Origin of the sequence: Thioalkalicoccus limnaeus (assembly GCF_041197575.1) — a bacterium.
Classification (GTDB): Bacteria; Pseudomonadota; Gammaproteobacteria; order Chromatiales; family Chromatiaceae; genus Thioalkalicoccus; species Thioalkalicoccus limnaeus.
In genome coordinates this window covers 48,384-64,292 of record NZ_JBDKXB010000011.1, presented here as the reverse complement: position 1 = coordinate 64,292, position 15,909 = coordinate 48,384, and the positions used below count along the sequence as shown (strand labels likewise).

Here is a 15,909-nt window from a genome sequence, read left to right as displayed (position 1 = left end):
CTAATCGAAAAGGGCCTCGAATGCCGGCGTCGCCCAGCTTTCGAAGTCATCGTCGTCGCCGCGCAGGATGAAGTAAGCCGCGATACCCTCCGCCTCGGCCAGCGCCGGACCGCGCTCGTCGCCCAGCACCATCAGAGCCGTCGCGAGGCCATCGACCGATGTCGCCGATTCGCCGACGACGGTCACAGAAGCGACACGATGAAAGACCGGCTCGCCCGTTCGCGGATCGATTTGATGCGAGTACCGGCGATCCTCGTGTTCGAAATAGTTGCGGTAGTCTCCGGAGGTCGACAGGGCCCCGTCGCCGATCTGGATAATGCGGTGAACGGCTCGGTAGCCGGGTGTCGGTTCCTCGATCGCGATGGCCCATGGCGTGCCGCGGGTATTCAGGCCCTTGACGCGCAATGTCCCGGCCACGGCAACCAGATAGTGGTCCAGACCGCGCGACTCGAGGAAATCCGCAATCAGATCGGCGCCATAGCCCTCACCGAGTGACGACAGGTCGAGATAGAGATCCGGGCGAGCCTTGCGCAGCGCAGGCGGCTCTGCGCGCCACGCGAGCTGGTCGAAACCAACGCGCTCGGCCGCGGCGGCGACGGCCGCCGCCGTCGGTGGTTCCGCGACGCGCCCTTGCGCACCGAAACCCCAGAGATTGACCAATGGCCCGATCGTCGGATCGTAGGTTCCATCGGTCAACCGGCTCAGTTCGAGCGACTCGGCGACGATCTCGACGAGATTCGCCGAAACGGGGACCCAGTCTGTCGAACGGTTCTGATTGAAACGAGAAAGCTCCGACTCCGGCTCGTAGGTCGAGATCTCGGCGATGACCCGATCGAGGATCGTCTCGACGGCCTGTTTCAATTCGTGCGCCGTCAAGCCGGCCGGCGGGTCTGCCACCTGCACGACGTAGTAGGTGCCCATCGTCGGACCGGAGATCTGGATCGACTCCTGATCCGTTGGCGGACCACAGCCGATCAGCGCGACCACGATCAGAAGCCAGCTTCCGAGCAGCGCGGCAGACCCCGGTCGGCGGCGGGTCGAGGTCATCGAGACCAAGGTGCGGCCCGCCACAACCCGTCGACCGGGAGGCGCAGACCCCGGCGGTTCCAGGAGCGATGTGGATGCTCGATGAACGTCATCATTCGGTCAAGATTACCTCGTCGAGTGGTCGTCGTAAGCTGAATGGCGCCTTTGGGCCATGGCCGAAGCGCACCATCAGCAGCGCGCGCTCCCCCTTCAACTGCAGCCAGCTTTCGAACTGACCGCGCAGCGAACGCGCTTCGATCGGTTGGTTGATGAAGGCGGTGCGGATGTTCAACGCCGCCGCCTGGAGCAGAAAGCGCTGGCAGGTCCGCCCGACCTCGACCCACGATGCCTTGTCGTGCTCGGCCGAGACGAAAACGGCTACGCCGGCGGCGGTGCGGATCTGCTTCCTGTCGCGCGCGGATTGCCGTTCGGGATCGAGCAACGGCTTCGACAGCAGCCGAGCCGGCCATGATGGCAACGGCAGACGCCGGTTGGCTCGGGCCGAGAGACCGTCGCCGTGGCGCAGGGCCTCGCGGCTGTTGAACCGAATCCACGAGGCCAGTTCGCGCCGGTAGGCGCGGTCCGTTAGTTGCAAAGCATTGCCCTGAGTCACGAAGTCGACGACCGCCTCCTTCGCCGCGTCCGTGACCAGCATCACTGTTTGCGCGCGGCTACCGCCGCGTCCGGCCTGCGTCAGCTTGTCGAGTTCGGCTCGCCCGAGAGGCCGTCCGTTGTAGGGTCGGCGGACGCATTGGCGCTGCGCGATCGCTGGGTAGAGTTCGTTGGCCCGAGCCCAGTCCGATCGCTCGAGGTCGACGACGACGGCATCGAGCGACTGGCTGTACGAGGCCTGCGCATCGAAACCCTGGGCGGCCGCGGCGACGACCAGGTTCTCGGCCGCGCAACCAAGGCTCTCGAACAGGTGACTGTCGTCCGGATCGACGACGGGGCAGCGGCGCCGATAATCCGGCAGGATCGTGATCCGATCGCGGGCAATGCGAAACCGCCATGGCTGCGAGTTATGGCTCGAGGCAGCCAGGGTCGCCAACCGAACCAGGCTTCGCGTGTCCAGTAGACCATGCCGGGAAGCCGGGGGCAGGTAGCGAATCGCGGCCGCTGCCTGATCGTATACTTTTGCCGAGCGCATCATGTCAATCCAAACAAGCAAGGGGGCCACGACAGGCGACGGGTTCCGATTCTAACCCAGGCCTGGAAGGAATAAACTCTCTGAAAGGATGCCCGAAGGAATCAACGGGTCCGCGAGGGTTCGTTGAGCCTCCTCGAATCGCAACGCCAGAATCGTCGCGTTGGCACGGCAACGCCATCGGGCGATAAGGGCGCCGGATTGAATCGCGAGCGACTCGACCCCAGTCTTTTGCAACAAACGGAGGCCAAGATGTCACAAGATCGGAACAAAGAGAGTCCGGATCACCTGGTCGAAGCGTACGACCGGATGCTCCAGCAGACCCATGACCAAATCGAGGAGGTAAGGCAAGGAACCATACCGCGGTTGACCGACCTGCTTGGCCGGGTCCGTGACCAGATGGTCGAACTCGGCGAATTGACACGCGAAGAGGCGAACAGGGTCTCGGAGTACATCGAGCGCGATATCAAGGACGCCGCCCACTATATCGCTGAAACCGGGGAAGATCTGCGCAATTGGTGGCGTTTCGATCTCGAGTTGATGGAACAGCGGATGCTCGAGATGTTCGCGCGGGTGGCTGATCAGACCAGCTTGAATCTGGCGCAGTGGGCCGAGAACGCCAGGCTGATGAGCCTTTATCAGGCCGGCGAGATCACCGGTCCGGGAACACTTATCTGCGATCGATGTGGCGCGGAGACCCACTTGGTCCGAACCGGCCGTGTCCCGCTGTGTGCCGACTGCGGCAGCACGCTCTTTCGCCGTCGCACGGAGGGTTCCTCGCAAGACTGAGCTGGCCGACAGCCAGGGCCGACGCACCTTGAATCGGTCCTGCTCGGAGCCGCCGGGTTCGAGTTTATTTTCCGATACAGAAACTCGAAAAGATCCGCTCCAACAGGTCTTCCGAGGACACTTGGCCGGTGATTTCGCCGAATCGCCGTTGCGCCTGGCGGAGGTCCTCGGCAACCATCTCTGGCGCAAGGTGATTCAGAAGGGCCTCTCGCGCGGTCTCGAGGTGGGCGAGCGCGCCTTCTAGGGCAGTGATATGACGCCGCCGTGCGAGGAATACGCCTTCGGCGTCAGATGCGTCGCCGGCCATTCCGCGAAGATGCTCGTGCAAATGCGGCAGGCCCTGACCGGTCGAGGCGGATAATGCGATCTCTTGTCCGAAGGGCGTCGCGTATGACCCGGGCGGGTGCCCCGTCAGATCGATCTTGTTACGTAGCCAGGTGACCGCGATCCCGGTCGGTAACTCCTGTCGCCACCTCGAGTAGTCGATGTCCTGTTCCGTGCCATCGAAGACCCAGAGCACGAGATCGGCAGCACTCAGTTGTGTCCGGGCGCGCTCCATGCCGACCACCTCGATCGGATCATCCGATGGACGCAATCCCGCCGTATCGATCAATTGAACCGGAAGGCCGTCGATCTGAATGCGTTCCCGCAGCAGATCGCGGGTGGTGCCGGGGATCGGAGTGACGATGGCCGTTTCGGCGTTCGTCAAGGCGTTCATCAGACTCGATTTACCAGCGTTCGGCGGACCCGCGATCACGACCACCAGGCCATCCCTGAACAGACGCCCCTGATGGGCACCCGCGAGCAGCTTCTGGGTCTCCGCAATCAAGCGCACGAGCCCTTGTCCGATCGTGTCCGCACCGAGGAGGTCCAACTCCTCGTCGGGAAAATCGAGCGCCGCCTCGATCTCGACACGCATATCGACCAGCCGTTCGACGAGATCCTGAATTTTCCTCGACAGCTCGCCCTCGAGCGTCCGGACCGCCGAACGGGCCGTCGCTACGGTGCTCGATTCGATCAGGTCGGCAATTGCTTCGGCTTGGGCCAAGTCGAGCTTGCCATTCAGAAAGGCCCGCTCGGTGAATTCCCCTGGCCGCGCAAGCCGTGCCCCGCAACGAAGGAGGGCCGCGAGGAGCAGATCCAGAACGACCGGTCCCCCATGCGCGTGCAGCTCCAAGACATCCTCGCCGGTGAAGGAGCGCGGCGCTGGAAACAAAATCGCCAGCCCGTGATCTATCGTGACGCCATCTGGATCGCGAAATCGCGAATAGGTGGCGTACCTCGGATCAAGAGTCCGGCCAAGGAGCGACTGACAGACCGTTGCGACCAGGGGACCAGAGACGCGCAGGATACCAACGCCACCGACCCCGTTTGGGGTCGCGATGGCGGCGATGGTGTCGATTGGAGTCATGTGTCGCTGGTCAAAGGATCATCACCGCAGCCGCATTCGCCTGTGAAGAGAGAGGCCAGCCAACGGTCACGAAATGCGATCCTGTCAGACCTGGACCGTTCCGGACCGGCTATTTCTTCTTCTCCTGTTTCTCCATCTGATGCGTGATATACCACTGTTGCGCTATCGAAAGGATATTGTTCACGGTCCAATAGAGCACCAAGCCCGCCGGGAAGAAAGCGAAGAAGACCGTAAACACGAAGGGCAGGCTGATCATGATCTTCGCTTGAATTGGATCCGGTGGCGTCGGATTCAGCTTCGTCTGCAAGAACATCGAGGCTCCCATGATCAACGGCAACACATAGTAGGGATCCGGAGCCGAAAGATTGTTCAGCCAGAAGATGAACGAGGCGTGACGCAACTCGACGCTTTCGATCAATACCCAGTACAAAGCAATGAAAACTGGTATCTGGATCAGGATCGGTAGGCATCCACCAAGCGGGTTGATCTTCTCCTTCTTGTACAACTCCATCATTGCCTGGTTCAGACGTTCTTTGTCGTCGCCGTAGCGATCCTTCAACGCCTGCAATCGCGGTGTCAGCTTACGCATCCCCGCCATCGACTTGTAACTGGTCTCCGAAAGCTTGTAGAACAGGAGCTTGATCAAGACGGTCAGGATAACGATCGCCCAGCCCCAGTTGCCGACGAGGCCGTAGATCTTGTTCAGCAGCCAGAAGATCGGTTGGGCCAGGATCGTCAACCAACCGTAATCGACGGCAAGCCGCAGACCAGGCGCGACATCGACCAGCACTTCCTGGAGTTTCGGGCCAACGAACAATCGGTCCTCGAAACTTTGCACCATGCCGGGCGGGATCGCGATCGCCGGTGAGTACATGCCGATGATATATCGGTCGTTGCCAATGACGTTCGTATAGAAGTTGTACTGGGTGTCCGACGGAGGTATCCAGGCCGCCAGGAAGTAATGCTGGATCATGGCGATCCAGCCATCGATCACCGGCTTATCGAGCGGCCGGTTTTGCATGTTCGAGAAGGAAACCCTATTGTATTTGTCCTCAGGACTGTAGAAGACACCGCCCGTGTAGGTGTGCAAGAACCACGAAGCGTCCGGATCGTAGAGTTCGGTGCGCTGAAGCTGGCTATAACGGCGAACCGCGATACTCTCTGCTGTGTTGTTGCGGACTTCATGGGATACATGGACCAGATAGCTGCCGCGTTCGATGCGGTAGCGCTTGATGACCTCGACGCCATCGTTGCTTTCCCAGAGAAGCTCGATGACGAGCTCGTCGGCGTCTCCGAGTTCGTAATGGCTACGGGACGCGCGGAAAAGGGCTTCGTGGTTGGGTGCCTGATCCGGGGTCGCGCTCAGGAGACCGGCCTGGGCGAGAAAGAGATTGGGTGGCTGGGGCTTGAGCAAACGCACCTTCTCTTCAGGCCGATCCGGGTGGACTTCGTAGTCCTTCAACCAGGCACTGATGATGGTGCCGCCCTTAGGTGAGATCTCGAGACGCAGGACATCGGTATCGACGGTAATCGGGGCGTGCGCGGAACTGAGGTCCGTAGCCTGCTCAGAGTCGGCCGACACGGTCGGGCGCGCGGTATCGGGGACGGTCGCCGCCATCGGCACGCCTTCGGGCGCGGCCGTCGGCGTGGGCTCTGGATCGCCGATTGAATCGATGAGGGTCAGTTCTTCGCTTGGTGGCGAGGCAATCTGACCGTAGTCTTTGACCCAGGCTTGGTAGATCATGAAGAGTACCAAGCCGAGAGAAAGGATGAGGATGAGCCGATAGTTATCCATGGGAACGGTTTTCCGTCTTGGTCGGGACCGGATCGAAGCCACCTTCATACCATGGGTGGCAACGCGAGAGGCGACGCAGGGCGAGCCAAACGCCGAGCACGACGCCATGCCTCTCGATGGCCACAATGGCATACTGAGAACAGGTCGGGTGGAAGCGGCAATGGGGGCCGAGGAGTGGACTGATCAGGTATTGATAGACACGAATCGGCACGATCAGGAACTGTCGCATTGAACCTCCCGCAGGGATTCCCAATGGAACCGCAGGGCGGCGCGTAGCCTCGCGTTCGACGCCTGCACAGCACGAGGCCGGCCGATCACGAGGATGTCGATCGGCGGGATCGATTGCCGGTGCCGTCGAAAACTCTCCCGGACGATGCGTTTGATCCGGTTGCGATCGACGGCACGGCGTGCGCACTTGCGCGACACGGCCAAACCGATGCGCGGTTGGCAACGAGTGTTCGGGCAAGCCATCACGGTGAAGAAGGCGTCGTGGAAGGTGATCGGCTGCGCGAGGATCCGACGAAAGGCGGCCGGCCGGTCTAGGCGCGTGGAGCGTGGCAGGGTAGCGCGTTGGTCGGCCGTCGAACGGCGTCGTTCCTGTTCTAGGGTATCAATCTCTTGCGCCCTTTTGCACGTCGGGCATTCAACACCGCACGGCCTTTTTGCGTCGCCATCCGGGCGCGGAATCCATGCGTTCGGGCACGCTTGATGCGGCTCGGTTGGAAAGTTCGTTTCATGGCAAGGGACCCTAGACTCTGCTGTGCGAAATACAACGCGGGAAACGAGCGGCGGTGCACCTCGAAGCACACGGGCTAAACGCTCGATAAAGAGGCGGAATATTAGGTTATTGGTGCTGGACGGTCAATAGGGGGAGCGAGGCTGGACCTGTGGATAAGTTGCGGTCGAGGGGGTAGACTGGGTCGTCGAATGCGGCTCGGACAGCGCATCGTGGCGGAACGGGTGGCAAAGAGGGAGCGTTGTTGACAGTGATGATACCGGGAGACGAGGTCAGGTGAGTATTTGGGACCAATGTGTGGCCTTTTTGAAGGGCGAACTGACGACGGCGGAGTTCAACACCTGGATCATGCCGCTCCAAGCGGAAGAAGAAACGAACCGTCTGAATTTGTTCGCCCCGAATCGTTTCGTCATGCAATGGGTGGAGGATCACTATCGGGACCGATTGCTCGATCTGTGTAAATTGTATGGCGACGGGCGGATCACTGAAGTGCGGCTCGTCGTCGGGAGTCGTCAAACAACGAGGGGCGAGCCGAAACGAACATCTGGCACGGCAGCGGTCGATCCGCCGTCGCGTGCCACCAGCAGCGACCGGTCAACGGTCGAAGAATCGTCGTTGAACGCCGATTTCACGTTCGACACATTCGTGGAAGGGAAGTCGAATCAGTTCGCACGGGCGGCGTCCGTGCAGATCGCTGCAAACCCAGGGGGGGCTTACAACCCGTTGTTCATTTACGGAGGAGTCGGGCTTGGCAAGACGCACCTGATGCACGCGGTCGGAAACATGATGGTGGCAACGAACCCCGGGGCACGGGTTGTTTATTTGCACTCGGAGCGCTTCGTCGGCGAGATGGTACGTGCCTTGCAGCGCAATCAGATGCCCGATTTCAAACGTCGCTACCGGAGCGTGAATGCCCTCTTGATCGATGACGTCCAGTTCTTCGCCGGAAAGGAACGAAGCCAGGAGGAATTTTTTCACACATTCAACGCGCTTTTCGAATCGCGTCAACAAATCATCCTGACGAGCGATCGCTTTCCCAAGGAGGTTTCGGGCCTCGAGGAACGGTTAAAGTCCCGGTTTGGATGGGGTTTGACGGTGGCGATCGACCCTCCTGACCTGGAGACGAGGGTTGCGATACTCCAGAGCAAAGCGCACCTGATGGATGTGCTTTTTCCGGAGGATGTGGCCTTTTTTGTCGCGAAGCGGATTCGGTCGAACATTCGGGAACTCGAAGGGGCGCTGAGACGACTCGTTGCCAACGCGCAATTCACTGGGAGGTCGATCACGGTCGATTTCGCGCGCGAGGCCTTGCGCGACATGCTCGTGGCCCAGGACAAACAGGTGACGATCGAAAATATCCAGAAGGTGGTGGCCGAGTATTATCGGATTCGGACGACGGATCTCGTATCGGCGAAGCGGACTCGCTCCGTGGCGCGGCCGAGGCAAGTCGCGATGGCATTGGCGAAGGAGTTCACGAAGCTCAGCCTGCCCGAGATCGGGCTGGCTTTCGGTGGGCGGGATCACACGACGGTGTTGCATGCCACGCGCAAGATCAAGGAACTGCGAGAGGGTGATGCCGTCATCGAGGAGGATTACAAGAACTTGATGCGGATCCTGTCAGGATGATGTGGATAACGACTGGAAGGTTTTCAGGTCCGGAATTATCCACAGGAATCACCGGCTTTCCAACAGCCTTAGGCACGGGTAGAAATACAAAAAAGAATTTATTAAACGGTTAGTTAGGTCAGATAAGACGGATATCAACAGCCTCTAACATAACAGAAAAGATTTATATTCAGGGTATTTATATGGAGTTTCGCGCCAATCGTAGAGCCTTGATGAAAGGGCTCGGGCAGGTAATCGGGGTAATCGAAAGACGCCAGACGCTGCCGATGCTAAGCAACCTGCTATGTGAGGCGGGGGACGGAATACTGACATTGACGGGAACCGATCTGGAGGTGGAGATCACCGCACAGGTGCCGATCGATTCAATCGAGGAAGGCACTTGCACGGTCCCGGGAAGGAAGTTTTTCGACATTTGTCGCGCGTTGCCAGACGATGCGAACGTGAAGCTTCGGGCCACAGAGGAAAAGGCTTTATTGTCGTCGGGACGGGGACGCTATGTCCTGATGACGATGAATGCATCCGCCTATCCGCGGATGACGATGGATTCGCAGCAATGGACGTTGCGACCAACAATCGACGTCTGGCGACGCTTGCTCGACAAGACTGCCTTCGCAATGGCGCACCAGGATGTCCGGTATTACCTGAACGGGATCCTGTTGGTATTTGGCGAGAAACAGCTATCGGCCGTTGCCACCGATGGACACCGGCTAGCGAAAGTGGACGTGGATCATAACGAGTTAACGGGGGAGGCGACGCAGATCATCCTGCCAGCAAAAACAGTTCAGGAGTTGAAGCGGATCATTGCGAACGAAGACGCGGACCAGATCGTTTCAACCTCGGTCAGTGAACGCATGGCGTGCATTGAGTTTGCGGAGACTCGTCTGATCTCGAAGCTCGTCGACGGGCGCTACCCTGACTATGAACGGGTGATTCCCGTCGGGCTGCGCGAGGAGGCGCGAATCGAGGTCGATGCATTGCGGTCGGGTCTGCTGAGGGCGGCGGTCTTGTCGAATGAAAAATATAAAGGCGTGCGGTTCGAGTTCAAAAAGGAGCGCCTGCGCCTAGTCGCGAACAACCCTGAACAAGAGGAGGCCGAAGAGGAGATCGAGATCGATTACGACGGTCCGGAGATAGTGATCGGCTTCAATGTCGGCTATGTGCTAGATGTGTTGTCGGCGGTGAGCGAGGCAACCGTGCGAATCGGTTTCAGTGATGGGAACAGTAGTTCGGTCTGGCAGGGCGTCGGCGGGGAACGGGAGATTTTCGTGATCATGCCGATGCGACTTTAGGAAAACTCAGTTTGGAGCGAGCCGATGGCTCGCGGCGATGACGCCCCGATGTTCCACGTGAAACATTACTCATATCTGCCGTTCGAGGCCACAGCATGTCCTACGATTCCTCCAACATCACCGTACTTCGTGGCCTCGATGCCGTCCGCAAACGCCCCGGCATGTACATCGGCGACACGGACGACGGGACCGGCTTGCATCACATGGTCTTCGAGGTCGTGGATAACTCGATCGACGAAGCCCTAGCGGGATACTGCACCGAAATTCGCGTCATCCTTCACGCCGACGGAGCCGTTACCGTTGCCGACAATGGCCGTGGTATCCCGGTCGATTTGCACACCGAGGAGCAGCGTTCGGCCGCCGAGGTCATCATGACCGTCCTGCACGCCGGTGGTAAGTTCGACCAGAACTCCTACAAGGTCTCCGGTGGTCTTCACGGTGTCGGCGTCTCTGTCGTAAACGCCCTGTCGGAACACCTCGACCTCGTTATTCGCCGCAATGGCCAAATCCACCGCCAAGAGTTTTGCCTTGGAGAGCCCCAGTATCCACTCCGGGTCATCGGCGACACCGCCGATAGTGGTACCGAAATTCGTTTCCGGCCATCCCCGGCCATCTTTTCCGATGTTCAGTTTCACTACGATATCCTCGCTAAACGATTACGCGAACTGTCCTTCTTGAATTCAGGCGTGCGGATCCATCTGTCCGACGAAATCTCCGGGAAGGAAGATTGCTTCGAATACCAAGGGGGTATTCGCGCTTTCGTAAAGCACCTGAATAAGAACAAAGTTCCCGTTCACCCGACCGTCTTCCATTTCTGTGCCGACCGTGCTGACATGCAGCTCGAGTTGGCGATGCAGTGGAATGAGTCCTATCAGGAAAATATCTTCTGCTACACGAACAACATCCCGCAACGAGATGGCGGTACGCATCTCGCTGGTTTCCGCGCGGGCCTGACCCGCACGCTGAACCAATACATCGAACGTATCGGGCTCGATAAGACTCAGAAAATCCGAGCCACCGGTGATGACGCCCGCGAGGGCTTGACGGCCGTCGTATCCGTCAAGGTGGCCGATCCGAAGTTCTCGTCTCAAACGAAGGACAAGCTCGTCTCGTCGGACGTCAAGACGGTGGTTGAATCTCTACTTGTCGAACACTTTGGCGAGTTCTTGGAAGAGCAGCCCGCCGAGGCCAAAACGATTGCCAATAAGATGCTCGAGGCTGCGCGGGCGCGCGACGCCGCTCGCAAGGCACGTGAAATGACCCGTCGGAAAGGAGTTCTCGACGTTGCGGGCTTGCCCGGAAAGTTGGCGGACTGCCAGGAGAAGGATCCCGCCCATTCCGAGTTGTATCTCGTGGAAGGCGATTCCGCCGGTGGTTCGGCCAAACAGGGCCGTGATCGAAGGTTTCAGGCCATCCTGCCCCTAAAGGGCAAAATCTTGAATGTCGAGAAGGCCCGATTCGATAAGATGCTTTCCTCGGTCGAGGTCGGTACCCTGATTACGGCCCTCGGGTGCGGCATAGGACGCGAGGAATACGACCCCGGAAAGCTCCGTTACCATCGAATCATCATCATGACCGATGCCGACGTCGATGGTGCCCATATCCGAACCCTGTTGCTGACTTTCTTTTATCGTCAGATGCCGGAGTTGGTCGAACGAGGCCACATCTATATCGCACAACCCCCCTTGTACAAGCTGAAGAAGGGCAAGCAGGAGGAATACCTTCTTGATGAGAGCCGGCTGGCCATGTCCTTGCTCCAAACCGCCCTCGAGGGTGCTCAGTTGCGTGTCGCCGCCGATGCGCCCGCATTGAGCGCGACGGCGCTCGATGAGTTGGCGCGAGACTATCTCGTCGTCCGACAAGTCACACAGCGACTCGCGCAACGCTACGACACCAGGTGGCTACGCCACCTCCAGTCCATGCCGCGCCTGCAACCGACCCACTTCGAGCAAGGTACCCTGTCGAGCGACTGGATCAACGAAATAACTCGTCGCTTGAATCAAGATCTACCATCCACCTTATCCTATCGCCTGCTCGTTGCCGAACCGGGCGGGCTACAATCGTCCGTGTTCATCTTGGTACGTTCGATACACGGCATACCTGAGGAGACACATATCCCGGCCGAGTTTTTCCGTAGCGCGGATTACGCTCGTTTGGTCAGCTTCGGGGACAAAGTCGCCGATCTCCTCGGCCCCGGTGCAACCATCCAGCGCGGTGACCGCGTTCGCCCCATCCATGCCTTCTCCGATGCCATCGATTGGCTCATGGAGGAGGCGCGCAAAGGCTATTTCATTCAGAGATACAAAGGTTTGGGAGAGATGAACCCAGATCAACTGTGGGAAACCACGATGAATCCCGAGTCGCGCCGGCTGTTACAGGTGACGATCGAAGATGCGGTGGCAGCAGATCAAATCTTCACGACCTTGATGGGAGACCAGGTCGAGCCTCGCCGTGAGTTCATCGAAGTAAACGCCCTGTCGGCGGAAAACATCGATATCTGATCATGATATGTCGCGCGGCTCACCGTGCGCCATCGCGCGCGAGTCGACCGAGCTGATGGCCTAGGCCTCCAGCCGTTAGACCCCTGCGAGGCGTCATCCGCCATCAGGGGACCTCTTGCGAGCAATGCGGGTGAACTCCGGATGATCCGCCGACGTGTCCCGCCAGCGTTATCCAGCGACGAACGACAAGCACTGATAGCCGGCGATGCGCTGGCCTTTGTCGGCTGACCTTGCTTCAGCGGGCCGTCGGCAAACCGGCGACCGTTTGCTCGATCCATTCCTCGGCCGCCTCATTCAGTTCCGCCGCCGACCGACCTTCTGTTCGAATGACGGGTCCGATGACGACATCGATCACCCCTGGGTGTTTTCGAATCGACCGCCGCGGCCAGAAGACGCCGGCATTATGCGCGATAGGGACGATAGGGACGCCAGACCGCTCGGCCAACAAAGCGCCACCCAGACCATAACGGCCCCGTTGCCCAGGTGCGACGCGTGTTCCTTCCGGAAAGACGATGATCCATCGTTCTCGACCAAGCCAGAACTTGCCTTGTTCGAGAAGTTGCTTGATCGCTTTCCGTCCGGACTTTCGATTGATTGCAATCGGTTGATACGGAGCCAGTGCCCAGCCGAAAAAGGGAATCCACAAGAGCTCCCGTTTCAGGACCCACCCTTGGTCGACCGGCAGAATGGCGCGCAGCGCGATTGTCTCCCACGCCGACTGGTGTTTACAAAGCACAACGCATGCTTCGTTCGGTAACGGCTGTTGTTGGCTGACCCGATAATCGAGTCCACAGATGTGACGTAACCCCCATAGGTTCAACTGCCCCCAACTACGCCCGATTCGCCCGAGCGCCGCCTTACCGATAAACCAGCCGGTCAGGGACAGTGGTAACGCGTATAAGACCACCGTCAACGCGAGAAACCCCAAAAACAATAATGAGCGCAGGGTCGTAAGCACGGTCAGCTACCCGCCTCGAGTATCTTGTCCACAGCGGTCGACAGGTCCGGAAACACGGCAACCGCCTCCAAGTCTTCGCGATGCACGGTCAGGGTGCGACGTCCTTTGCCGGTCTCGACCAAGATGGGTCGTGCGCCAACGGCCCGGGCCGCCAAGACATCGCTCCATGAATCACCGACGAAAGGCACACCTTGGAGCGACATTTGAAATCGCCGCCCGAGTTCATCCAACAACCCTGTCGACGGTTTGCGGCATAGGCATTGGTCGCCGGGTGCATGCGGGCAAAACAAAATGAGGTCGATCCGACCACCGATCTGCTTCAATAGATGATGCAGGTGCTGATGGATCTCGTTCAGGTCGTCGATGCTCAGGAGTCCACGCGCCAGACCGGATTGATTCGAAACGATAGCCACCCGGAACTCGTTTTGCGTTAAACGGGCTATCGCCTCGATGCTTCCTGGGATTGGCCGCCATTCATCGAGCCCTTTTATGTAGGCATCAGAATCCTCGTTGATGACGCCATCACGGTCCAGAATAACCAGCCGTTGCCCGCTCATGGCTGCAGCCGTGACACATCCGCCACGTTCCCGAAAAGCCGTTGGATTCGTCGCAAAAGCCTCAATCGGTTCAAGCGCACCTGTGGGTCATCCGCCATGACCAGGACCTGATCGAAAAAGGCATCGATTTCGGGCCGGAGCGACGCCAGTTCATCCAAGACACCAGCGTAGTCGCAGCGAGCCATCATGGGCTCGATTCGTCCCTCCAGTTCGGTGATCCGTTCACTCAGTGCCGCCTCCGCTGGCTCGACCATCAGCGAGCCAAGTGCTGGGCTATCGGTGTCCTCATCGCATTTGCGCAGGATGTTGCCGATTCGCTTGTTGGCGGTGGCCAAAGCCGCCGCCTCTGGCCGGCGACGAAAAAGCTCGACTGCCCGGATTCGTTGGTCGAGATCGGCGAGCCGTCCGGCTCCCACAGCAACACCTGCTTCGACCGTATCCACCGGGATCCCGCGATCCTGATAGTAGCCAGGTAACCGCTCGACAAGATACTGATATACGTCCTCTCCGATCCCGGTAGTGTCGAGTCCGGCCGGAACACCAGCCACGGCCCGCGCGATCAGCTCCCGAATATCCAGGTCCAACGGTGTCTCGATCACCAGGCGTACGACCCCGATCGCGGCGCGGCGCAAGCCATAGGGATCCTTGACCCCGGATGGACGCTCGCCAGCCGCAAAGATCCCGACCAGCGAATCGACTCGATCAGCGAGCGATAAGGCGAGGCCCAGATCCCCCGATGGCAACCGATCACCAGCCTGGGCCGGGAGATACTGCTCTTCGATCGCTTGTGCGACGATCGCAGGCTCGCCAGACGCTTGTGCGTAATAGCGGCCCATAGTCCCTTGCAACCGAGGGAACTCGAAGACCATTTGTGTGACGAGATCGCATTTCGCCAATCGTGCCGCCCGCTCTATCTCACGGCGATCCTGTCCAAGCTGCTCGCCGATCCAGGCCCCGATACGCGCGATGCGTTCCGCTTTGTCCGCGAGGCTTCCGAGCTTTTCGTGAAACAAGACTTCGCCGAGCATCGGGTAGCGTTCGTCCAAAGGCTGCTTCCGATCCTGATGCCAGAAGAAGGCGGCGTCGGCAAAACGCGGCCGAATCACCCGTTCATTGCCGGCCCGAATTTGGCCCGGATCGTGACTCTCGATGTTGGCTACTGTGATGAAATGGGGCAACAAGGCGCCGGAGCGGTCGTAAACCGGAAAATATCGCTGATTTTCCTGCATGGTTTCGACCAGGACCTCCGGGGGGACCTCGAGATAGCCTGGGTCGAACTGCCCAATCAGGGCACAAGGCCACTCGCACAAGGCCGTAACCTCATCGAGCAGCCGGGGTGGCAAGGGCACGCTCGCGCCGAGCGTCTCGGCGAACGATTGGACCTGGTTCTCGATCCAGGCACGGCGGCGGGCGAAGCTCGGTTCCACATAGCCGCGCTCCCGCAGCACGGCGGGGTAATCGGCCGCCGCTTCGAGCAGGATGGGCTCCGGATGATGAAATCGGTGACCCCGCGTCGCGCGACCGAAGTCGACCCCATACAGACGACCCTCGATCTGTCGCGAACCCAGGAGTGCACAGATCCAGTGGACCGGCCGAACGAATTCATCGTCGAGATCACCCCAGCGCATCCGCTTCGCGATCGGAAGCCCCGCGAGGGCGTGCCGAAGGATCGCAGGGACCAGTTCCGTGGTCGACTGGCCCGATTCGACGCGCCGCGCGACCAGTACCTTGCCCTTCTCCGTGTCCTCCGTTTCGAGTTCATCGACCGCCACGCCGCACGAGCGCGCAAAGCCCAGAGCCGCTTTGGTCGGTTGTCCATCACCGCCGTACGCCGCAGCCAACGCGGGCCCGCGCCGGACGATCTGCCGGTCCGGTTGCTCCGATTCGATCTGTCGCACCAGACAGGCCAAGCGACGCGGGGTGGCGAACGACTCGATCGCCCCGTGGCCTAGATCCAATTCCGCGAGACCGCGCTCGATGTTGTCTTGGAACGCGGACGACAAGGCGTTCAACGAGGTCGGGGGTAGCTCCTCGGTCCCGATCTCGATCAGTAGATCTTCGACTTCTTGCACAAATG

14 protein-coding genes are annotated in these 15,909 nt (G+C 59.7%); 4 read left to right on the top strand and 10 right to left on the bottom strand.

Annotated elements, in window-relative coordinates; translation table 11 throughout:
• Positions 1 to 1,047, bottom strand: a complete 1,047-nt coding sequence (locus ABC977_RS10065; RefSeq protein WP_369667125.1) for an FAD:protein FMN transferase — start codon at positions 1,045 to 1,047, stop codon at positions 1 to 3.
• A 91-nt stretch (positions 1,048 to 1,138) separates the two neighbouring features.
• Positions 1,139 to 2,176, bottom strand: a complete 1,038-nt coding sequence (locus tag ABC977_RS10060) for an Acg family FMN-binding oxidoreductase (protein ID WP_369667124.1) — start codon at positions 2,174 to 2,176, stop codon at positions 1,139 to 1,141.
• 246 nt (positions 2,177 to 2,422) lie between these two features.
• Here ABC977_RS10060 and ABC977_RS10055 point away from each other — a divergent pair, with 246 nt between their 5' ends.
• A complete protein-coding gene (locus tag ABC977_RS10055) occupies positions 2,423 to 2,959 on the top strand; it encodes a zinc ribbon-containing protein (RefSeq protein ID WP_369667123.1) in 537 nt (178 codons plus the stop codon).
• A 64-nt stretch (positions 2,960 to 3,023) separates the two neighbouring features.
• Here ABC977_RS10055 and mnmE read toward each other — a convergent pair whose 3' ends face one another.
• The 5 genes from mnmE to rpmH all read right to left on the bottom strand — a co-directional run bounded on the left by mnmE (position 3,024) and on the right by rpmH (position 6,902).
• Entirely contained in the window at positions 3,024 to 4,370 is a 1,347-nt protein-coding gene (gene mnmE, locus ABC977_RS10050) for a tRNA uridine-5-carboxymethylaminomethyl(34) synthesis GTPase MnmE (protein WP_369667122.1), read from the bottom strand.
• Positions 4,371 to 4,479: 109 nt separating this feature from the next.
• On the bottom strand, positions 4,480 to 6,165 hold the full coding sequence (yidC, locus tag ABC977_RS10045) for a membrane protein insertase YidC (RefSeq protein WP_369667121.1): 1,686 nt from the start codon (positions 6,163 to 6,165) through the stop codon (positions 4,480 to 4,482).
• Positions 6,158 to 6,394, bottom strand: a complete 237-nt coding sequence (gene yidD, locus ABC977_RS10040) for a membrane protein insertion efficiency factor YidD (protein ID WP_369667120.1) — start codon at positions 6,392 to 6,394, stop codon at positions 6,158 to 6,160. Before yidD ends, yidC begins: the two co-directional genes overlap by 8 nt.
• Entirely contained in the window at positions 6,379 to 6,726 is a 348-nt protein-coding gene (rnpA, locus tag ABC977_RS10035; protein ID WP_369667172.1) for a ribonuclease P protein component, read from the bottom strand. Before rnpA ends, yidD begins: the two co-directional genes overlap by 16 nt.
• A 41-nt stretch (positions 6,727 to 6,767) precedes the next feature.
• Entirely contained in the window at positions 6,768 to 6,902 is a 135-nt protein-coding gene (gene rpmH / locus ABC977_RS10030; RefSeq protein WP_369667171.1) for a 50S ribosomal protein L34, read from the bottom strand.
• 275 nt (positions 6,903 to 7,177) lie between these two features.
• Here rpmH and dnaA point away from each other — a divergent pair, with 275 nt between their 5' ends.
• The 3 genes from dnaA (at position 7,178) to gyrB (ending at position 12,317) form a co-directional block, all read left to right on the top strand.
• Positions 7,178 to 8,527 carry a chromosomal replication initiator protein DnaA gene (gene dnaA, locus ABC977_RS10025; protein ID WP_369667119.1) on the top strand — a complete coding sequence of 450 codons (1,350 nt, stop codon included), beginning with the start codon at positions 7,178 to 7,180 and terminating at the stop codon, positions 8,525 to 8,527.
• 182 nt (positions 8,528 to 8,709) lie between these two features.
• A complete protein-coding gene (dnaN, locus tag ABC977_RS10020) occupies positions 8,710 to 9,816 on the top strand; it encodes a DNA polymerase III subunit beta (RefSeq protein WP_369667118.1) in 1,107 nt (368 codons plus the stop codon).
• 95 nt (positions 9,817 to 9,911) lie between these two features.
• Positions 9,912 to 12,317 (top strand): DNA topoisomerase (ATP-hydrolyzing) subunit B, encoded by a 2,406-nt coding sequence (gene gyrB, locus ABC977_RS10015; protein WP_369667117.1) that lies wholly within the window; start codon positions 9,912 to 9,914, stop codon positions 12,315 to 12,317.
• A gap of 235 nt (positions 12,318 to 12,552) precedes the next feature.
• Here the strand turns inward: gyrB and ABC977_RS10010 are convergent, their stop codons facing one another.
• The 3 genes from ABC977_RS10010 to glyS are packed head-to-tail and all read right to left on the bottom strand — an operon-like array spanning position 12,553 to position 15,904.
• A complete protein-coding gene (locus tag ABC977_RS10010; RefSeq protein WP_369667116.1) occupies positions 12,553 to 13,275 on the bottom strand; it encodes a lysophospholipid acyltransferase family protein in 723 nt (240 codons plus the stop codon).
• A gap of 2 nt (positions 13,276 to 13,277) precedes the next feature.
• On the bottom strand, positions 13,278 to 13,832 hold the full coding sequence (gene gmhB, locus ABC977_RS10005) for a D-glycero-beta-D-manno-heptose 1,7-bisphosphate 7-phosphatase (RefSeq protein ID WP_369667115.1): 555 nt from the start codon (positions 13,830 to 13,832) through the stop codon (positions 13,278 to 13,280).
• Positions 13,829 to 15,904 carry a glycine--tRNA ligase subunit beta gene (glyS, locus tag ABC977_RS10000; RefSeq protein WP_369667114.1) on the bottom strand — a complete coding sequence of 692 codons (2,076 nt, stop codon included), beginning with the start codon at positions 15,902 to 15,904 and terminating at the stop codon, positions 13,829 to 13,831. The genes gmhB and glyS overlap by 4 nt, the downstream gene beginning before the upstream one ends.
• Between the last annotated feature and the right edge of the window lie 5 nt (positions 15,905 to 15,909).